The 16,793-nt window shown below is 67.4% G+C and carries 20 protein-coding genes; 18 read left to right on the top strand and 2 right to left on the bottom strand.

Going from position 1 to position 16,793, the window contains the following annotated elements; genetic code table 11:
• The first annotated feature begins 4 nt into the window (after window positions 1-4).
• The 17 genes from rplE (at window position 5) to FHP25_RS16170 (ending at window position 12,775) form a co-directional block, all read left to right on the top strand.
• Window positions 5-547, top strand: coding sequence for a 50S ribosomal protein L5 (gene rplE, locus FHP25_RS16250; protein ID WP_147848000.1), 543 nt, complete (start codon window positions 5-7; stop codon window positions 545-547).
• Window positions 548-565: 18 nt separating this feature from the next.
• Window positions 566-871 (top strand): 30S ribosomal protein S14, encoded by a 306-nt coding sequence (gene rpsN, locus FHP25_RS16245; protein ID WP_147847999.1) that lies wholly within the window; start codon window positions 566-568, stop codon window positions 869-871.
• A gap of 16 nt (window positions 872-887) precedes the next feature.
• A complete protein-coding gene (rpsH, locus tag FHP25_RS16240) occupies window positions 888-1,286 on the top strand; it encodes a 30S ribosomal protein S8 (RefSeq protein WP_147847998.1) in 399 nt (132 codons plus the stop codon).
• Between the two features lie 2 nt (window positions 1,287-1,288).
• Window positions 1,289-1,822, top strand: coding sequence for a 50S ribosomal protein L6 (rplF, locus tag FHP25_RS16235; RefSeq protein ID WP_147847997.1), 534 nt, complete (start codon window positions 1,289-1,291; stop codon window positions 1,820-1,822).
• Between the two features lie 14 nt (window positions 1,823-1,836).
• A complete protein-coding gene (rplR, locus tag FHP25_RS16230) occupies window positions 1,837-2,193 on the top strand; it encodes a 50S ribosomal protein L18 (RefSeq protein ID WP_147847996.1) in 357 nt (118 codons plus the stop codon).
• A gap of 17 nt (window positions 2,194-2,210) precedes the next feature.
• Window positions 2,211-2,855, top strand: coding sequence for a 30S ribosomal protein S5 (gene rpsE / locus FHP25_RS16225; protein ID WP_147847995.1), 645 nt, complete (start codon window positions 2,211-2,213; stop codon window positions 2,853-2,855).
• Between the two features lie 11 nt (window positions 2,856-2,866).
• Window positions 2,867-3,058 carry a 50S ribosomal protein L30 gene (rpmD, locus tag FHP25_RS16220; protein WP_147847994.1) on the top strand — a complete coding sequence of 64 codons (192 nt, stop codon included), beginning with the start codon at window positions 2,867-2,869 and terminating at the stop codon, window positions 3,056-3,058.
• A gap of 65 nt (window positions 3,059-3,123) precedes the next feature.
• Window positions 3,124-3,603 (top strand): 50S ribosomal protein L15, encoded by a 480-nt coding sequence (gene rplO / locus FHP25_RS16215; protein ID WP_147847993.1) that lies wholly within the window; start codon window positions 3,124-3,126, stop codon window positions 3,601-3,603.
• A 69-nt stretch (window positions 3,604-3,672) separates the two neighbouring features.
• Entirely contained in the window at window positions 3,673-5,016 is a 1,344-nt protein-coding gene (gene secY / locus FHP25_RS16210) for a preprotein translocase subunit SecY (RefSeq protein ID WP_147847992.1), read from the top strand.
• Window positions 5,013-5,597 (top strand): adenylate kinase, encoded by a 585-nt coding sequence (locus tag FHP25_RS16205; protein ID WP_147847991.1) that lies wholly within the window; start codon window positions 5,013-5,015, stop codon window positions 5,595-5,597. The genes secY and FHP25_RS16205 overlap by 4 nt, the downstream gene beginning before the upstream one ends.
• A gap of 118 nt (window positions 5,598-5,715) precedes the next feature.
• Window positions 5,716-6,090: a 30S ribosomal protein S13 gene (rpsM, locus tag FHP25_RS16200; protein ID WP_147847990.1), complete on the top strand. Its 375-nt coding sequence runs from the start codon at window positions 5,716-5,718 to the stop codon at window positions 6,088-6,090.
• Window positions 6,091-6,113: 23 nt separating this feature from the next.
• A complete protein-coding gene (rpsK, locus tag FHP25_RS16195; RefSeq protein WP_147847989.1) occupies window positions 6,114-6,527 on the top strand; it encodes a 30S ribosomal protein S11 in 414 nt (137 codons plus the stop codon).
• A 147-nt stretch (window positions 6,528-6,674) separates the two neighbouring features.
• Window positions 6,675-7,691, top strand: a complete 1,017-nt coding sequence (locus FHP25_RS16190; RefSeq protein WP_147847988.1) for a DNA-directed RNA polymerase subunit alpha — start codon at window positions 6,675-6,677, stop codon at window positions 7,689-7,691.
• 105 nt (window positions 7,692-7,796) lie between these two features.
• On the top strand, window positions 7,797-8,237 hold the full coding sequence (rplQ, locus tag FHP25_RS16185) for a 50S ribosomal protein L17 (RefSeq protein ID WP_147847987.1): 441 nt from the start codon (window positions 7,797-7,799) through the stop codon (window positions 8,235-8,237).
• Between the two features lie 245 nt (window positions 8,238-8,482).
• Window positions 8,483-9,895, top strand: coding sequence for a Do family serine endopeptidase (locus FHP25_RS16180; protein WP_147847986.1), 1,413 nt, complete (start codon window positions 8,483-8,485; stop codon window positions 9,893-9,895).
• A 17-nt stretch (window positions 9,896-9,912) separates the two neighbouring features.
• Window positions 9,913-11,211 carry a replication-associated recombination protein A gene (locus tag FHP25_RS16175; protein ID WP_147847985.1) on the top strand — a complete coding sequence of 433 codons (1,299 nt, stop codon included), beginning with the start codon at window positions 9,913-9,915 and terminating at the stop codon, window positions 11,209-11,211.
• A 355-nt stretch (window positions 11,212-11,566) separates the two neighbouring features.
• On the top strand, window positions 11,567-12,775 hold the full coding sequence (locus tag FHP25_RS16170) for an LLM class flavin-dependent oxidoreductase (protein ID WP_147847984.1): 1,209 nt from the start codon (window positions 11,567-11,569) through the stop codon (window positions 12,773-12,775).
• Between the two features lie 80 nt (window positions 12,776-12,855).
• On the opposite strand, the gene FHP25_RS16165 is transcribed toward FHP25_RS16170, so the two are convergent.
• Window positions 12,856-14,514, bottom strand: a complete 1,659-nt coding sequence (locus tag FHP25_RS16165; RefSeq protein ID WP_147847983.1) for a L,D-transpeptidase family protein — start codon at window positions 14,512-14,514, stop codon at window positions 12,856-12,858.
• A gap of 177 nt (window positions 14,515-14,691) precedes the next feature.
• Window positions 14,692-15,621: a dienelactone hydrolase family protein gene (locus FHP25_RS16160; RefSeq protein WP_178133566.1), complete on the bottom strand. Its 930-nt coding sequence runs from the start codon at window positions 15,619-15,621 to the stop codon at window positions 14,692-14,694.
• A gap of 118 nt (window positions 15,622-15,739) precedes the next feature.
• Between FHP25_RS16160 and FHP25_RS16155 the strand changes: the two genes are divergently transcribed.
• Entirely contained in the window at window positions 15,740-16,744 is a 1,005-nt protein-coding gene (locus FHP25_RS16155; RefSeq protein ID WP_231712346.1) for an RluA family pseudouridine synthase, read from the top strand.
• Window positions 16,745-16,793 lie beyond the last annotated feature (49 nt).

The raw sequence follows: 16,793 nt of genomic DNA, 5'->3' as shown, positions 1-16,793 counted from the left end.
GAACATGTCTTCCCGTCTGCAAGAGCACTACGAAGCGACGATCCGCCCGGCCCTGCGCCAGGAGTTCAGCTACGGCAATCCGATGGAAGTGCCGCGGCTGGACAAGATCGTGATCAACATGGGTGTCGGCGAGGCCGTCGGCGACCGCAAGGCCGTGGACAATGCCGCGGCCGAGCTGGCGCTGATCTGCGGCCAGCGGCCGGTGATCACCAAGGCCCGCAAGTCGATCGCCACCTTCAAGGTGCGCGAGGGCATGGCCCTGGGCTGCAAGGTCACCCTGCGCCGCCACCGCATGTACGAATTCCTTGACCGCCTGGTGAACATCGCCCTGCCGCGCGTGCGCGACTTCCGGGGACTCAACGGCAAGTCTTTCGATGGCCGCGGCAATTACGCCCTGGGCCTGAAGGAGCAGCTCGTGTTCCCGGAAATCGACTACGACAAGGTCGACAAGGTCCGGGGCATGGACATCATCATCTGCACCACTGCGCGGACGGACGCCGAGGCCAAGGCACTGCTGCGCGGCTTCGATTTCCCCTTCTACAACTGAAGGGCGGGAGACCATCACATGGCCAAGACGAGCATGGTCGAGAAGAACAAGCGTCGCGAGAAGCTGTCCAAGCAGCAACACGCCAAGCGCTCGACGCTGAAGGCGGTCGTGATGGATCGCTCCAAGCCGATCGAGGAGCGGTTCGAGGCGCAGCTCAAACTCAACGAACTGCCGCGCAACAGCGCCCGCGTCCGTATCCGCAACCGCTGCGAGATGACGGGACGCTCGCGCGGTGTCTATCGCAAGTTCAAGCTCTCGCGCATTGGCCTGCGCGAGCTGGCCTCGCGGGGTCAGCTCCCGGGCGTCGTCAAGTCGAGCTGGTGAGACGGAGAGACCGATCATGTCGATGAGCGATCCCGTCGGTGATATGCTGACACGGATCCGGAACGGGCAGTCGGCCCGCCTGGACTCCATCACGGCGCCGGCCTCACGGCTGCGCGCCAACGTGCTCGACGTGCTGCAGCGCGAAGGCTTCATCCGCGGCTTCTTCGAGGAGGAGCTGCGGCCGGGCATCCGCGAGCTGCGCATCGAGCTGAAGTACGACAACGGCCGGCCGGTCATCCGCGAGATCAAGCGGGTTTCCAAGCCGGGACGCCGCGTGTATTCGAAGATCGCCGACCTGCCCAAGCACTACAATGGGCTGGGCATCTCGATCCTCTCGACGCCGCGCGGCGTCATGTCCGACAACGAGGCCCGCGCTGCCAATGTCGGCGGCGAGGTCATCTGCAAGGTGTTCTGACCATGTCGCGTGTCGGCAAGAATCCGGTCCCCATCCCGGCGGGCGTCACGGTCGACGTGGCCGGCCAGATGGTCAAGGCCAAGGGCAAGAAGGGCGAGCTGTCCATGCGCGTCGCCGACGAGATCGCCGTTGCCAAGGAAGGCAACGTCGTGACCGTCAAGATGCGCGAGGACACCAAGCGCTCGCGGGTGCTGTGGGGCACCAGCCGTGCCCTGGTGCGCAACCTGATCCAGGGGGCGCACGAGGGCTACACGGTGAACCTGGAGATCGAGGGCGTCGGCTACCGAGCGGCCGCCGACGCCAAGGCGCTGAAGCTGCAGCTCGGCTTCAGCCATGAGGTTCTCTACCCGATCCCGGTTGGCATCGCGATCAAGACGCCAAAGCCGACCGAGATCGAGATCAGCGGCGCCGACCGGCAGCGTGTCGGTCAGGTCGCCGCCGAGATCCGCGGCATGCGGCCGCCCGAGCCCTACAAGGGCAAGGGCATCAAGTATGCTGGCGAGCATATCTTGCGCAAGGAAGGCAAGAAGAAGTAGGCCGGAGCACGACGATGTCCGAAAATCTCTTCCAGCGCCGGCGGCGCCGCGTGCGCCACGGGTTGCGCAGCAAAGGCGGCCTGCGTCCGCGGCTGAGCGTGTTCCGCTCCGGCAAGCACATCTACGCCCAGGTGATCGACGACACCAAGGGCCACACGGTGGCGGCGGCCTCGTCGGCCGACGCCGACCTCAAGGGCAAGCTGAAGACCGGCGCCGACAAGGCAGCGGCGGCCGAGGTCGGCAAGCTGATCGCCGCGCGCGCCATCGAGGCCGGCGTCAAGCAGGTCGTGTTCGACCGCGGCGGCTACCTGTTCCATGGCCGCGTCAAGGCGCTGGCCGACGCCGCCCGCGAGGGCGGTCTGGCGTTCTGATCGGGAGACGATAAACCATGGCACGTGCACCGGGTTCGGGCCGCGGCGGCCCGCGCGAGGGCGGCGAGGGCGGCGGCCGTGGCCGCCGGTCGGATCGTGAGGGCGGTCGGGGTCAGCGGCGCGACAGCTCCATTGACCGCGAGGAGAGCGAGATCATCGACCGTCTCGTCGATATCAACCGCGTCTCCAAGACGGTGAAGGGTGGCAAGCGCTTCGGCTTTGCGGCAATCGTCGTGGTCGGTGACCAGCGCGGCCGGGTCGGCTACGGCACCGGCAAGGCGCGCGAGGTGCCCGAGGCGATCCGCAAGGCCACCGAGTCGGCCAAGCGCGGCATGATCCGCGTCGCGCTGCGCGAGGGCCGCACCCTGCATCATGACGTGATCGGCCATTTCGGCGCCGGCCGCGTGGTGCTGCGCGCCGCGCCGGCGGGCACCGGCATCATCGCCGGCGGCGCCATGCGCGCCGTCTTCGAGACGGTCGGCCTGAAGGATGTGGTCGCCAAGTCGGTGGGCACTTCCAACCCGCACAACATGATCAAGGCCACCTTCGAGGCGTTGAGCGCCGTGCAGTCGCCGCGCACCGTCGCGGGCCGCCGCGGCAAGAAGGTCGCCGATATCCTCGGCCGCCGCGACGACCAGGTGGCCGCCGAAGCCGCGGCCTGAGGAGAGAGACGGTGTCCGACAAGCCGACCATTAAAGTGACCCAGATCGGCAGCCCGATCGGGCGCACCAAGGACCAGCGCGCCACGCTCGTCGGGCTGGGCCTCAACAAGCGCCACCGCAGCCGTGTCCTGGAGGATACGCCCTCGGTGCGCGGCATGATCAACAAGGTCCACCACCTCATCCGCGTCGAGCCGGCGAAGTAATTGCCCGGCCCTTCTTCCCGCTGACCCGGGGAGAAGTGGTGGTCTGACCTTCAGGAACCGCAGCCATGAAACTCAACGAAATTTCCGACAACCCGGGCGCCCGCAAGCCGCGCATGCGCGTGGGCCGCGGCATCGGCTCCGGCAAGGGCAAGACCGGCGGCCGCGGCGTGAAGGGCCAGAAGTCGCGCACCGGCGTGAGCATCAAGGGCTTCGAAGGCGGTCAGATGCCGCTGCATCGGCGCCTGCCCAAGCGCGGCTTCGTGAAGCCGTTCCGGCTGGAGTTTGCCGAGGTCAATCTCGGCGCCGTGCAGAAGGCGGTCGACGCCGGCCGGCTCGACCCGGCCAAGACCATCGACGCCGCGGCCTTGCAGGCGGCGGGTCTCGTCACCAATTTGCGTGATGGTGTCCGGCTGCTGGGCAAGGGTGAGCTGACGGCCAAGGTCACCCTGTCGGTGGCCGGGGCTTCCAAGCCGGCGATTGCCGCGGTCGAGAAGGCCGGCGGCAAGGTCGAGGTGGCGGCGAGCCAGGAAAAGAAGGCCGCCTGAGGCGGCGTCCGGCGCTCAGCAGTGTTTCAGGCCCGGCGCGACCCGCCGGGCCCTTGAGGGTCGAACCGCATGGCATCCGCCGCCGAACAGCTCGCCAAGAACCTGAACTGGGCGAATATCAGCAAGGCAACCGAGCTGAAGAAGCGCCTGTGGTTCACCTTGGGCGCGCTGATCGTCTATCGTGTTGGCAGCTATATCCCGCTACCCGGTGTCGATCCGGTGGCGCTGGCCGAGATGTTCCAGCGCCAGGCGGGCGGCATCGCTGGCTTGCTCGACGTGTTTTCCGGCGGGGCGATCGGCCGCATGTCGATCCTCGCGCTCAGCATCATGCCGTATATCTCGGCCTCCATCATCATGCAGATCCTCACGACGGTGGTGCCGTCGTTCGAGGCCATGAAGAAGGAGGGCGAGGCCGGCCGCAAGAAGATCAACCAGTATACCCGCTATGGCACGGTGTTCCTGGCTGCCTTGCAGGCCTACGGCATAGCGGTCGGGCTGGAGGCGCAGACCAGCAGCGTCGGCCCGGTCGTGGCCGAGGCGGGCCTCTATTTCCGTTTCGTGACGGTCGTGACCCTGACCGGCGGCACCATGTTCCTGATGTGGCTGGGCGAGCAGGTCACATCGCGCGGGGTGGGCAACGGCATCTCGCTGATCATCTTCGCGGGTATCGTCGCCGCCATGCCCGGCGCCCTGGTGCACACCCTGGAATTGGGCCGCACCGGCGCCCTGTCGGCGCTGTTCATCATCGGGCTGGGCGTGGGCGCGATCGCGGTGGTGGCCTTCACCGTCTTCGTCGAGCTCTCGCAGCGGCGCATCCTGGTGCAGTACCCGAAGCGGTTCACGGGCTACGGCTCCCAGGTGACCACCAACTACCTGCCGCTCAAGATCAACACCTCGGGCGTCATCCCGCCGATCTTCGCCTCGTCGCTGCTGCTGTTCCCGGCCACCATCGCGGGCTTCCAGGGCGGCCAGTCGGCGGAGTGGATGCAGTGGATCTCGACCTATCTGGGCCACGGCCAGCCGCTCTATCTGCTGACCTATGTCGCCCTGATCGTCTTCTTCTGCTTCTTCTACACCACGGTTGTGTTCCAGCCGACCGAGACGGCTGAGAACCTGAAGAAGTACGGCGGCTTCCTGCCCGGCATCCGCCCCGGCAAGAACACGGCCGACTATCTCGAATACGTGCTGACGCGCATCACCGTGATCGGCTCGGCCTATCTGGCGGCCGTCTGCATCATTCCGGAGCTGCTGATCTCGCGCGGCGGGGTGCCGTTCTACTTCGGCGGCACCAGCCTGCTGATCGTCGTGTCCGTGACCTTGGACACCATCAACCAGGTGCAGTCGCACTTGATGGCCTACCAGTACGGCGATCTGATCGGCGCGGCCCGTCTCAAGGGGGGTAAGGGACGATGAAGCTGATCCTGCTGGGGCCGCCGGGCGCCGGGAAGGGAACCCAGGCGCGGCGGCTGGAGGAGCAGTTCGGTCTACGCCAGCTGTCCACCGGCGACATGCTGCGCGCCGCTGTGGCGGCCGGCACCGAGCTGGGCCTGCGCGCCAAGGACATCATGGCGCGCGGCGATCTGGTTCCTGACGACCTGGTCGTGAGCCTGCTGCTGGAGCGCATCAAGGCGCCGGACTGCGCTCAGGGCTTCGTGCTGGACGGCTTTCCGCGCACCGTGGCCCAGGCCGAGGCGCTGGACCGCGCGCTGACCGCCCAGGGGCTCTCGATCGACCGTGTCGTGGCGTTGAAGGTCGACGAGAAGATCCTGTTCGACCGCATCGACGGCCGGGCGCGTGACGCGCAGGCCGCTGGCCAGCCGCTGCGGCCCGACGACAACCCGGAAACCCTGAAGCAGCGTATCCGCGTCTACAACGAGCAGACCGCGCCGATCCTGCCGTACTATGAGCAGGCCGGCCGGCTGCAGTGGATCGACGGCATGGCGCCGATCGACGAGGTCTATCGTCAGCTGACCCAAGCGCTTGGAAAGGCTTGACAAAACCCCGGAATTGACTCCCGGGGCGCGATTCATATAATCGCCCGCTTTCCGGAGCGCCGCAGGCGTCGTCTCCCGGGTGCGGAGCGCGTCTTAAGTCCTTGAAGGAGCAAGAACATTGGCTCGTATTGCCGGCGTCAACATTCCTACCGCCAAGCGCGTCCTGATCGCGCTTCAGTATATACATGGGATCGGCCCCAGGAAGGCCGCTGAAATCTGTGAGAAAGTCGGGGTCACGCTCGACCGTCGCGTCAGCTCGCTCAGCGATGACGAGGTGTTGCGCATCCGCGAGGCCATCGACCGCGACTATGTCGTGGAAGGCGACCTGCGTCGTGAGGTCGCGATGAACATCAAGCGGCTCATGGATCTCGGCTGCTACCGGGGCCTGCGACACCGCCGGGGCTTGCCCGTGCGCGGCCAGCGGACCCATACCAACGCGCGCACGCGCAAGGGGCCGGCGAAGCCGATCGCTGGCAAGAAAAAGGCTTCGTGAGCCCGAGAGGATAGGAAAGACGTATGGGCAAAGCTCCCGCCGCCGCGGGCACTGCGGCCGCTGGCCGTCCGCGCCGCCGCGAACGCAAGAACATCACGTCGGGCATCGCTCACGTGAATGCGTCGTTCAACAACACGATCATCACGATCACCGACGTGCAGGGCAACACCATCGCCTGGTCGTCGTCGGGTGCACAGGGCTTCAAGGGGTCGCGCAAGTCGACGCCGTTCGCGGCGCAGATGGCGGCCGAGGACGCCGGCCGCAAGGCGATGGATCACGGCATGCGCACGCTTGAGATCGAGGTGCGTGGCCCCGGCTCAGGCCGCGAATCGGCGCTGCGCGCGCTGCAGGCGGTCGGGCTGAGCGTGACGGCGATCCGTGACGTGACGCCGATCCCGCACAATGGCTGTCGTCCGCCCAAGCGACGGCGCGTTTGATGTTTTGTCGGGTGCGCCGGCGTTGGCCGGCAGCGCCCCGGGTTCCAACCGCGATGCCGTCGGCATCGCGGTGTTTGACGTAGAGGAGGGGCCGGCGGCCCCGCCGTGTGCCTGCCGCCCCCAACCCGATCGCGAGAGGTATCCCCCGTGCTCCAGAAGAATTGGGAAGAGCTGATCAAGCCGACCAAGCTGCAGATCGAACCCGGTGCTGATCCGACGCGCCAGGCGACGCTGGTCGCCGAGCCTCTGGAGCGCGGCTTCGGCCTCACGCTGGGCAACGCGCTGCGCCGCATCCTGCTGTCGTCGCTGCAAGGCGCGGCGGTGACGTCGATCAAGATCGACGGCGTGCTGCACGAGTTCTCCTCCATCCCCGGCGTCCGTGAGGATGTGGTCGACATCGTGCTCAACATCAAGTCGATGGCGGTCAAGATGCAGTCCGACCGGCCGCATCGGCTGGTGCTGCGCGCCACCGGCCCGGGCGAGGTGACGGCCGGCATGATCGAGACCACGGGCGACATCCAGATCATGGACCCCAAGCTCGTTTTGTGCACGCTCGACGACGGCGCCTCGCTGCACATGGAGCTCACGGTCTCGACCGGCAAGGGCTATGTGCCGGCCACCGCCAATCGTCCGGCCGACGCCCCCATCGGCCTGATCCCGGTCGATGCGCTGTTCAGCCCGGTCAAGAAGGTCTCGTACAAGATCGACAACAGTCGCGTCGGCCAGGTGACCGACTACGACAAGCTGTCGATGAGCATCGAGACCGACGGCACCGTGAGCCCGGAGGATTCGGTGGCCCTGGCGGCGCGCATCCTTCAGGACCAGCTGCGCCTGTTCATCAACTTCGAGGAGCCGCAGCAGGCCCGCGCCGTCGAGCCGGCCGACGAGCTGCCGTTCAACCGCAACCTGCTGCGCAAGGTCGACGAGCTGGAGCTGTCGGTGCGCTCGGCCAACTGCCTGAAGAACGACAACATCATCTATATCGGCGACCTCGTGCAGAAGACCGAGGCCGAGATGCTGCGCACGCCGAACTTCGGCCGCAAGTCGCTCAACGAGATCAAGGAAGTGCTGGCCCAGATGGGCCTCCATCTCGGCATGGAGATCCCCAACTGGCCGCCGGAGAACATCGAGGAGCTCGCCAAGCGTCTCGAGGAGCCGTACTGAGTTCCGGCCGCGCGCGTTTCGCGCGCGCGGTCGCCACAGGGCCACAGGCCCCAACGCGCATGTCGGCTTGCCGGCGTGCGTCGATAAACACAACGGAGACTGGATATGCGACACGGAATGAATGGCCGTAAGCTCAACCGGCCGTCGGGGCATCGCAAGGCCCTGTTCATGAACCTGGAGCTGGCGCTGCTCAAGCACGAGCAGATCCGCACCACGCTGCCCAAGGCCAAGGACCTGCGGCCGCAGGTCGAGCGCCTGATCACGCTGGGCAAGCGCGGCGGCCAGCACGCCCGTCGCCAGGCGCTGGCGTCGCTGGGCAACGACGCGGCGATCGTCGACAAGCTCTTCACCACGCTGGCCGAGCGCTACAAGAACCGCAAGGGCGGCTACACGCGCGTGCTCAAGGCCGGCTTCCGCTACGGCGACGCCGCCCCGATGGCGCTGATCGAGCTGGTCGACCGCGATCCCGAAGCCAAGGGCAAGGACAGCGGTCCGTCGGGCGAGCCGACGGCAGCCGACGACGCCGAGCCGCAAGCGCAGGCATGATTTGCCCTCTCCCGCAAGCGGGAGAGGGAGGGGCCCATTGCGCGTAGCGCAATGGGAGGGTGAGGGGGCCAGGACGAGGCGCCTCGCGTGAAGCCCTCACCCGCCGGGCGCTGGGCGCCCGCCGACCTCTCCCGCGCAGCGGGAGAGGTGAAAGGCAGGCGGCCACAGTGCCGCCTCTTTCTTTTTCCACCTGTCGGCGGACCGGCTAGGATGTCGTCCACGGTGCCGGGCAAGGACAGGCTCGAATGCAACGCACTTTCCGTCGGGCGGCCCTGGCGGCGCTCCTTATCGCGGTCGGTATCGCGACGCCGGCCCTGGCGCGGGAGCCGGAAGTTCCGTCTGGGCGCGAGCAGATCCAGCTGTCGTTCGCGCCGCTGGTCAAGCGGGCCTCGCCGGCCGTGGTCAACATCTACACCAAGACGCGAATCCGGACGCAGCGGCCGTCGTTCCTGGACGATCCGGTGTTCCGCCGCTTCTTCGGCGACGACTACATGCGCGCCCTGCCGCGCGAGCGTGTGCAGAACGCGCTCGGCTCCGGCGTCGTGCTGCGTGCCCACGGCCTGATCGTCACCAACGCCCATGTCGTGCGCAACGCCGACGAGATCCAGGTCGTGTTCTCGGACAAGCGCGAGCTGCCGGCCAAGGTGGTCCTGCAGGACGACCGCTACGATCTGGCCGTGCTGCGGGTCGATGTCGGCGACGAGCCGCTGCCCTACCTGGAGCTGCGCGATTCGGACACTGCCGAGGTCGGCGACCTTGTGCTGGCGATCGGCAATCCGTTCGGCCTGCAGCAGACGGTGACGTCGGGTATCATCTCGGCTGTGGCGCGCAGCGGCAGCGGTGTCACCGAGAGCGGCTTCTTCCTGCAGACTGACGCGGCGATCAACCCCGGCAACTCCGGCGGCGCCCTGCTGACGCTCGACGGCAAGCTGGTGGGCATCAACACCGCCATCTATTCAAGCAGCGGCGGCAGTGTCGGCATTGGCTTCGCCACGCCTTCCAACATCGTGGCCCGCATCATCGAGGTGGCCGAGAAGGGTACCCGGCTGACGCGGCCGTGGTTCGGCATCGGCGTGCAGCGCGTGACGCCGGACCTGGCGCAGTCGCTGGGCATGGCCCGTCCCCAGGGCGTGATCATCCGCGCCGTGGCTGCCGATAGCCCCGCTGCCCGCGCCGGCCTGAAGGTGGGCGACGTGCTGCTGACGATCAACGGCCAGCCGGTCGACGACGAGGCAGCGCTGCGCTTCCGTCTGTCGACGCAGCCCGTGGATGCGACCATCCGGGTGCGCACCATCCGCAAGGGCCAGGAAGAGACCTACGTCGTGAAGATCGCGGCGCCGCCCGAGGTGCCGCCGCGTGACCGCACGCAGCTTACGGGGCGCCAGCCCCTGACCGGCGTCACGGTGATGAACATGTCACCGGCCGTGGCCGATGAGCTCGCCATCGAGGCCGGGCAGGGTGGCGTGATCGTCGCGGAAGTTCCGCAGGGTGCCTTTGCCGCGCAGTTCCTGAAGGTCGGCGACTACATCGTGGGGATCAACGGCCGCGAGATCGACTCGGTGTCGACGCTGCGCACCATGGTGAGCAGCCAGCCGGATCGCTGGAGCGTCTCCGTGCGACGCGACGGCGAAGTGCGCACCTTCAACTTCCGCGGCTGAGCAGTGGAGGCGGCGATATGGCGGGCGGGCTGTTCAGTGCGCTGACGCCGACGCCGCTGCCCGAACGGCTGCGTCCGGCCCGGGTAGAGGATATCGTCGGCCAGGATCATCTGCTGGCGCCCGATGCGCCGCTGGGCCGCATGCTGGCGGCGGGGCGGCTGGGCTCCCTGATCCTGTGGGGGCCGCCGGGCTGCGGCAAGACCACCATCGCCCGGCTGCTAGCCGATCATGTGAACCTGCACTTCGAGCCGCTGTCGGCAGTGTTCTCCGGCGTGGCCGACCTGCGCAAGGTGTTCGACGCGGCGCGCCAGCGGCGGCTGGGTGGCCGCGGCACCTTGCTGTTCGTCGACGAGATTCATCGCTTCAACCGCGCCCAGCAGGATGGCTTCCTGCCCTACGTCGAGGACGGCACCGTGACCCTGGTCGGGGCCACGACCGAGAACCCGTCCTTCGAGCTGAATGCCGCGCTTCTGTCGCGCTGCCAGGTGCTGGTGCTGCGCCGGCTTGACACGCCGGCCCTGATGACCCTGTTGTCGCGCGCCGAGGAAGCAGTCGGACGCGCTCTGCCCGTGACCGACGCCGCGCGCGAGGCCGTGTGCGCCATGGCCGATGGTGACGGCCGCTACGTGCTGACCATGGCTGAGCAGGTTCTGGACCTGAAGGTGGACGCCCCGTTGTCGCCCGAGGATCTCGCCCGGCTGCTGCAGAAGCGGGCGCCGATCTACGACAAGGGGCAGGAGAGCCACTACAACCTGATCTCCGCCCTGCACAAGTCGCTGCGCGGCTCCGACGTCGATGCGGCGCTGTACTGGTACGCCCGCATGCTGGATGGCGGCGAGGACCCGCTCTATCTCGCCCGCCGCCTGGTGCGCTTCGCGTCCGAGGATGTCGGCATGGCCGACCCGCAGGCGCTGACCCAGGCGCTTGCCTCATGGGATGCTTACGAGCGGCTGGGCTCGCCCGAAGGCGAGCTCGCCATTGCCCAGACCGTCGTCTATCTGGCGACGGCGCCAAAATCCAACGCGCTCTACGTGGCCAGCAGCGCCGCGCGCCAGGCGGCGCGCGAGACAGGCTCGCTGGCGCCGCCGATGCACATCCTCAACGCGCCGACAAAGCTGATGAAGCAGCTCGGCTACGGCAAGGACTACGACTACGACCACGATGCGCCGGATGCCTTCTCCGGCCAGAACTACTTCCCCGACGGCATGGCGCGGCGTGAGCTCTACCGTCCCGTCGAGCGCGGCTTCGAGCGCGAGATCCGCAAGCGCCTGGAGTACTGGGCCAAGCTGCGCGAGAAGCGGCACAAGGGTGAATGACGATCCTCCCCAACGAAGTTGGGGAGGAGTGGACATATCTTACGGGAAGCGCGCTTCTGTCATCCTGAGCGAAGCGAAGGATCTTTTAGACCGTCGTTTCGCACGAACGGAACGTGCCGGCACACGGATGTCGAGGGTGAATTCCGTGCGGACCCAGGGCTCAAAAGATCCTTCGCTGCGCTCAGGATGACAGCGGGGTCGACCTGCGAGATGTGTGAATCCGACAGACGCTGCGCGTGGGGGAGGGCGGCGGCCATTCCGGGCGAGCATGGCGCACGGGCGACAATGCATTTGACCCGCCTGCGGCGGGACGGCCACGATGCGCTGTCAGAGGGCCGGCCGAGGAGAGTGCGCGATGGCGAAGATGAGGCACGGGATATTCCTGCCGCCGTTCCACGCGATGAACGAGAACCCCAACAACGTGCTGCATCGCGACCTCGAGCTGATGGAGTGGCTCGACCGGCTCGGCTACCATGAAGCCTGGATCGGCGAGCATCATTCCGCCGGCTTCGAGACCATCTCGTCGCCCGAGGTGTTCATAGCCGCTGCGGCCGAGCGCACCAGGCACATCCGGTTCGGCACCGGTGTGATCTCGCTGCCCTATCACAACCCGCTGATGGTCGCGAACCGTATCATCCAGCTCGACCACCAGACCAGGGGCCGCGTGATGTTCGGCGCCGGTCCGGGCCTGCTGGCTTCCGACGCCATCATGCTCGACATCGATCCCAACACGCAGCGCGACCGCATGGAGCAGGCGCTCGACGTCATCCTGCGCCTGTTCCGCGGCGAGGTCGTGACCGAGAGGACGGACTGGTACTCGCTCAATCAGGCCCGCCTGCATCTGCTGCCCTACAGCGACCCGTATCCGGAGGTGGCGGTGGCCAGCGCGGTGACGCCGTCGGGCGGGCGCCTTGCCGGGCGCTACAATCTCGGCATGCTGTGCGTTGCGGCCGCCGAGACCAAGGGCTTCGACGCGCTGGGTGTGAACTGGCGAACCGCCTGTGAGATCGCCGAGGAGCATGGCCACAGGATGGATCCGCAACGGCTGCGGCTGGTGGCGCCGTTCCACATCGCCGAGACACGCGAGCAGGCGCGCAGGAACGTGCGCTTCGGCATCCAGCAGTATCTCGACTACATCAACAACAACATGCCGCGGTTCAACGTGCCGCCGGGCACCGACGTGGTCGACTATTGGCTGGACAACAAGATCGGGGTGATCGGCACGCCCGACGACGCCATCGACCTGATCAAGAAGCTGCAGGCCAAGCAGGGCGAATTCGGTGTCATGCTGCACATGGCCAACAACATCGCCGACTGGGACGCGACCAGGCGCTCCTACGAGCTCTATGCGCGCTTCGTGATGCCTTGTTTCGACCGCAGCAATGTCGCGCGTGAGGAGTCCTACGCCTGGGTCACTGCCAACCGCGACAGCCTGTCCAGGCAGCGCAGCGACGCCGCCCAGCGCATGATCGAGAAGCACGAAGCTGAACGCGCCGCCAAGCGCGGGGAGAAGGCCAAGGTCGCCTCGGCCGGCCGCCGCGGGGGGCCGTCACTGATCTCGTGATGATGAGGCTCGCACGCGTTGCCGGTCAGTATTGGCAGCCCGGTTCAACGCGTGCGGACGTCCCGAGTATCTTCTGATCCCTACCGTGCGCGCTCGAACGTGCGTGTCTTGCGCATCGCGGCGAAGACCTTGCGGTCGCGGCCGTAGATGTCGTCGCGGAACTGGAGCTTGTCGTTGTCGTCGGCGAACACCGTCTGGTACGTCACCATGATGGTGATGGGGGCAGGAAAGCCGAAGCTGGCCTGGCGGCCGCCGTTGGCCATCGCCTCGACCCTGGCGCGGTTGACGCTGGTGGAACCCTTCACCGCTGCCTCGATGAATGCGAAGGGGTTCTGCAGGCGAATGCAGCCGTGGCTGAAGTTGCGGCTGCCTTCGGTGAACAGGAAGCGGCTCGACGTGTCGTGCACGTAGATGCCGTACTTGTTGGAGAACGGGAAGAAGATGTAGCCCAGGGCATTGGACGCGCCCGGCTCCTGGCGGATGCGGTAGGGGAACGCCTTGGGGCTCACGCTCGTCCAGTCGACCGTGCCCGGGTCGAGCTCGGTGTCGCTGCTCCAGTCGGCGAAGATGCGCATGTTGGACTTTTGCAGCGCGTAGGGATCCCGGCGCAGCATCGGCAGGTATTCTTCCCCGGCGATCGAGGTCGGCACCGTCCAGTACGGATTGGTCTGGAAGCTATGCATCGTGCTGGTGATCTCGGGCGTCTGGTCCTTGGCCGTGCCCACGATCACCTTGGTTCGGAACGCGACTTGCCCGTCGTCGACGAACACGGCGGCGTAGTCGGCCGCATTGATCAGGAGATAGCGGCTGCCGGGAGCTTCCGGCGCCCAGCGCCGGCGCTCGAGGTTGACGATGATCTGCTGCACCTTCTCTTCGATCGGGATGTTCATGGATGCCGTGACGCGCGGGCCCACGACACCGTCGACGCTGAGGTTGTGCGCGTCCTGGAAGCGCTTCACGGCCGCCACCAGGCCGTCGTCATAGCAATTCGGGTCGCCCTGCGCCGTGGGAACGTCGGCCTCGGTCTCCGAAAGCCGCTTGCGGATGAGGGGCACGCGCGGGTCGCAGTTGCCGGGCCGCAGCAGCTCGCCGCGCGGCACCTTGGTGTAGGTCTCGGTCTTCACCCGTTCGCGCCATTCCGCCAGCGCCTTCTTCAGCGCCGGATACTGCCGTCCCGCCGGCGCCAGCGACTGGATGAACGCCTGGGGATCGGACGCCACCAAGCCATCGCGCGCCAGCGCGGCGTAGTCGGGGCGGCGCTGCACCGGGGACATGTCCTTGTCGATGGCATTGGCGTTGACCCGGCCGCTGGACATGTCGGCTCCGGCCAGCACCAGGCCCCGGCTCAGCAGGAAATCGGCCCGGGCCTGGTCGACCGGGGTGTCCGAGGTCATCAGCTTCTCGATGAGCGAGACGTCGTAGTCCTCGGGCTCGAGGCCCTCGTCCTGCATCGCCTTCAGCGCTTGGAGCAGCGCCTCGCCACGCCGGGTCGGCTTGCCCCGGTCCAGCCACAGCAACGTGTGCTCGCGCTCGGCATAGACCTTGCCGATGGCCGCCAGGATCGGCTCCGAGCCATCGGTCGCGGTCTGGATGGCCGTGCGGATTCGATCCTTCAGCGCGACAACGGTGGCGTCGCCTTCGGCTCGTGCAGGCTCAACGCCTCTCAGTAGGGAAATTGCCAGGACGCCGCAAAAACATACGCGACCGACCCATGGACCGGACAGAATACCCCTAAGCACAAGCAATCTCCCAACTTTTCACCGGTTATATAAGAAAAAATGAGCGATTGCGCTAGTTGCATTGCTGCCACACTGGGGGCAGCCCGCGGCTGCGCTGCAGCCGCATGGGCGCGCCAAGTGCCGGTGCTTGCGACGAAAGATCGTGGTGCTGTCGCAGCCGGCCACGCGCACGCTGGCTCAGAACCCGTTGGCGCGCAGGAATGTGATCAGGTCGCCCGTTGCCCGCTGCTTGAGGGCGAGCGTGCCGCCGCCGGCATGCGCGCCGTATTGCAGCAGGCCGGCCTGGCGCACCCAGGCGCGATAGTCGCTTTCCGACATGGTTCTGCCGGCGGTTGGCACGAAATGGCGGCCATCGTCCTCGATCAGGTTGGGACAGCTGGAGAAGTTCTGGGCTTTGGCGATGTGGTAGACCGGCCCGATCGACTCCCAGCCGTGATGGGCCTTGTAGACCTTGATGCGGATGCCGCGGTTGCCGGCATCGCGCATGCGGCCGGCGTAGGTGATGGCGTAGTGGGCTGGCGTGTAGTCGTCGTGCTCCGCCAGCATCAGGAACATGGGCGCGCCCGTCGTCGTTGCGTCGCGATGCTGGGCCACGCATCCAGGGCAGATGCCGACATGCAGGGCGAAGATGTCATCGATGCCCCGCCACCGCCGGCGCACGGCAATGGCGCTGTTGACGGCCACGACGCCGCCTTTGGACACGCCCATGATGCCGATGCGCGCCGGGTCGATGCGGCTGTCCTGCCGCAGCCATTGCAGGGCGGCGTGGGCGTCGCATTCCATCTGGTAGGCCGTCACCAGGCTCTGGTCGACGACCGTGGTGCGCACGCCGCGCGGTCCGAAGCTGTCGACGACGCAGGCTGAGATCCCGGCCCGCACCATGGCGTCGGCGTAGAACAGCTCGCGATGCCGCTGGATGCCGGCGCTGCTCGACAGGATCACCATGGCCGGCGCGCGCGACGCACCGCCGCCGGGCCGGAAGAGCAGGGCGCGAATGGCCTGTGGCGCCACCGCGATCGGCACGTCCGGCGATAGCGACGCTAGCGTGATCGATTCCGCGGGAGGCGTGGTCGCCGTGCTGCTGTCAGCCAGGGCCGAGGAAAGCATGCGACAGAGTACCATCCTTCCGGGATAAGGTGCGTGTCCTTGTCCAAGCGGAGAGCGGGCAGCGTGCTGGCACGTGGCTCGCCTTGTCCGCACGGAATCGCGCCGATAGTGTCGGCCCATGAGTGAAACGATCGCGGTGGCGATGGTCACCGTCAACGAAGATGAGGCCGGCCTGCGCCTGGACCGCTGGTTCCGTCGCCGCTATCCGGCGCTTTCGCATGGCCGCCTGGAGAAGCTGCTGCGCACGGGCCAGGTCCGGGTCGATGGCAAACGTGCCCAGGCCGGCGAGCGCCTCAGCGCCGGCCAGCAGGTCCGCATTCCGCCGCTGGGCTCGCAGCCGGCCGGTCCGGCGCCGTCCGCCACCAGCGCGGCGGCTGCCGATCCGCGCGCGGCTGCGGCGCTGATGGCCAGCATCGTGTACCGCGACCAGCACGTGATCGCGCTGAACAAGGAGCCCGGCCTTGCCGTCCAGGGCGGCAGCCGCACGCAAATTCATGTCGATGGCCTCCTGGATGCGCTGCGTTTCGATGCCGGGGAGCGGCCGCGCCTGGTGCATAGGCTCGACAAGGACACGAGCGGGCTGCTGGTGCTCGGCCGCAGCGCGGCGGCCGCGGCCAGGCTGGCAGCGGCTTTCCGTGAGCGCACGACCCTGAAGGAATACTGGGCCGTTGTGGTCGGCGTGCCACGGGTGGCGCGTGGCACGATCGATCTGCCCCTGGCCAAGGGGACAGGAGGCACCTTCGGCCGCGAGTCGATGGTGGTGGACGAGGCCGGCGGCGACCACGCCGTGACGGACTACGAAACCATCGACGTCGCCGGCAAGAAGGCGGCGCTGCTGGTTCTGCGGCCTCTGACCGGGCGGACGCATCAGCTGCGGGTGCACTGCGCCGCATTGGGAACACCGATCCTGGGCGATGTGAAATACGGCGCCGACCGCGCCGTCATCGATGCGCCCGGGATTGTCCGACGGCTTCACCTGCATGCGGCGCGGCTGGAACTGCCGCATCCCGCCAAGGATGCGCACAGGTTGCGCCTCTTTGCCCCGCCACCGCCGCATTTTGAGGCGACGGTCGCCACATTGGGACTGGAGATGCCGCGCGACGCGCCGTCTCGTTCCCGGTAAAAAGGGCCATCGCCACATCCGGTTGGCGGCAAGGCTTGCTACAGCGGGT

The organism is Vineibacter terrae, assembly GCF_008039615.1.
Lineage (GTDB): Bacteria > Pseudomonadota > Alphaproteobacteria > Reyranellales > Reyranellaceae > Vineibacter > Vineibacter terrae.
Note: the sequence above shows the minus strand (reverse complement) of the source record. Positions and strands in the feature narration are given on the sequence as shown.

Bases quoted from the DNA above. Each gene is read 5' to 3' on its own strand.
- rplO (WP_147847993.1), top strand. From the start codon at position 3,124: ATGAAACTCAACGAAATTTCCGACAACCCGGGCGCCCGCAAGCCGCGC.
- FHP25_RS16155 (WP_231712346.1), top strand. From the start codon at position 15,740: ATGAGTGAAACGATCGCGGTGGCGATGGTCACCGTCAACGAAGATGAG.
- FHP25_RS16205 (WP_147847991.1), top strand. From the start codon at position 5,013: ATGAAGCTGATCCTGCTGGGGCCGCCGGGCGCCGGGAAGGGAACCCAG.
- rplF (WP_147847997.1), top strand. From the start codon at position 1,289: ATGTCGCGTGTCGGCAAGAATCCGGTCCCCATCCCGGCGGGCGTCACG.
- rpsH (WP_147847998.1), top strand. From the start codon at position 888: ATGTCGATGAGCGATCCCGTCGGTGATATGCTGACACGGATCCGGAAC.
- rplR (WP_147847996.1), top strand. From the start codon at position 1,837: ATGTCCGAAAATCTCTTCCAGCGCCGGCGGCGCCGCGTGCGCCACGGG.
- FHP25_RS16160 (WP_178133566.1), bottom strand. From the start codon at position 15,621: ATGCTTTCCTCGGCCCTGGCTGACAGCAGCACGGCGACCACGCCTCCC.
- rpsE (WP_147847995.1), top strand. From the start codon at position 2,211: ATGGCACGTGCACCGGGTTCGGGCCGCGGCGGCCCGCGCGAGGGCGGC.
- FHP25_RS16170 (WP_147847984.1), top strand. From the start codon at position 11,567: ATGGCGAAGATGAGGCACGGGATATTCCTGCCGCCGTTCCACGCGATG.
- FHP25_RS16175 (WP_147847985.1), top strand. From the start codon at position 9,913: ATGGCGGGCGGGCTGTTCAGTGCGCTGACGCCGACGCCGCTGCCCGAA.
- FHP25_RS16180 (WP_147847986.1), top strand. From the start codon at position 8,483: ATGCAACGCACTTTCCGTCGGGCGGCCCTGGCGGCGCTCCTTATCGCG.
- secY (WP_147847992.1), top strand. From the start codon at position 3,673: ATGGCATCCGCCGCCGAACAGCTCGCCAAGAACCTGAACTGGGCGAAT.
- rplE (WP_147848000.1), top strand. From the start codon at position 5: ATGTCTTCCCGTCTGCAAGAGCACTACGAAGCGACGATCCGCCCGGCC.
- rplQ (WP_147847987.1), top strand. From the start codon at position 7,797: ATGCGACACGGAATGAATGGCCGTAAGCTCAACCGGCCGTCGGGGCAT.
- rpsK (WP_147847989.1), top strand. From the start codon at position 6,114: ATGGGCAAAGCTCCCGCCGCCGCGGGCACTGCGGCCGCTGGCCGTCCG.
- rpsN (WP_147847999.1), top strand. From the start codon at position 566: ATGGCCAAGACGAGCATGGTCGAGAAGAACAAGCGTCGCGAGAAGCTG.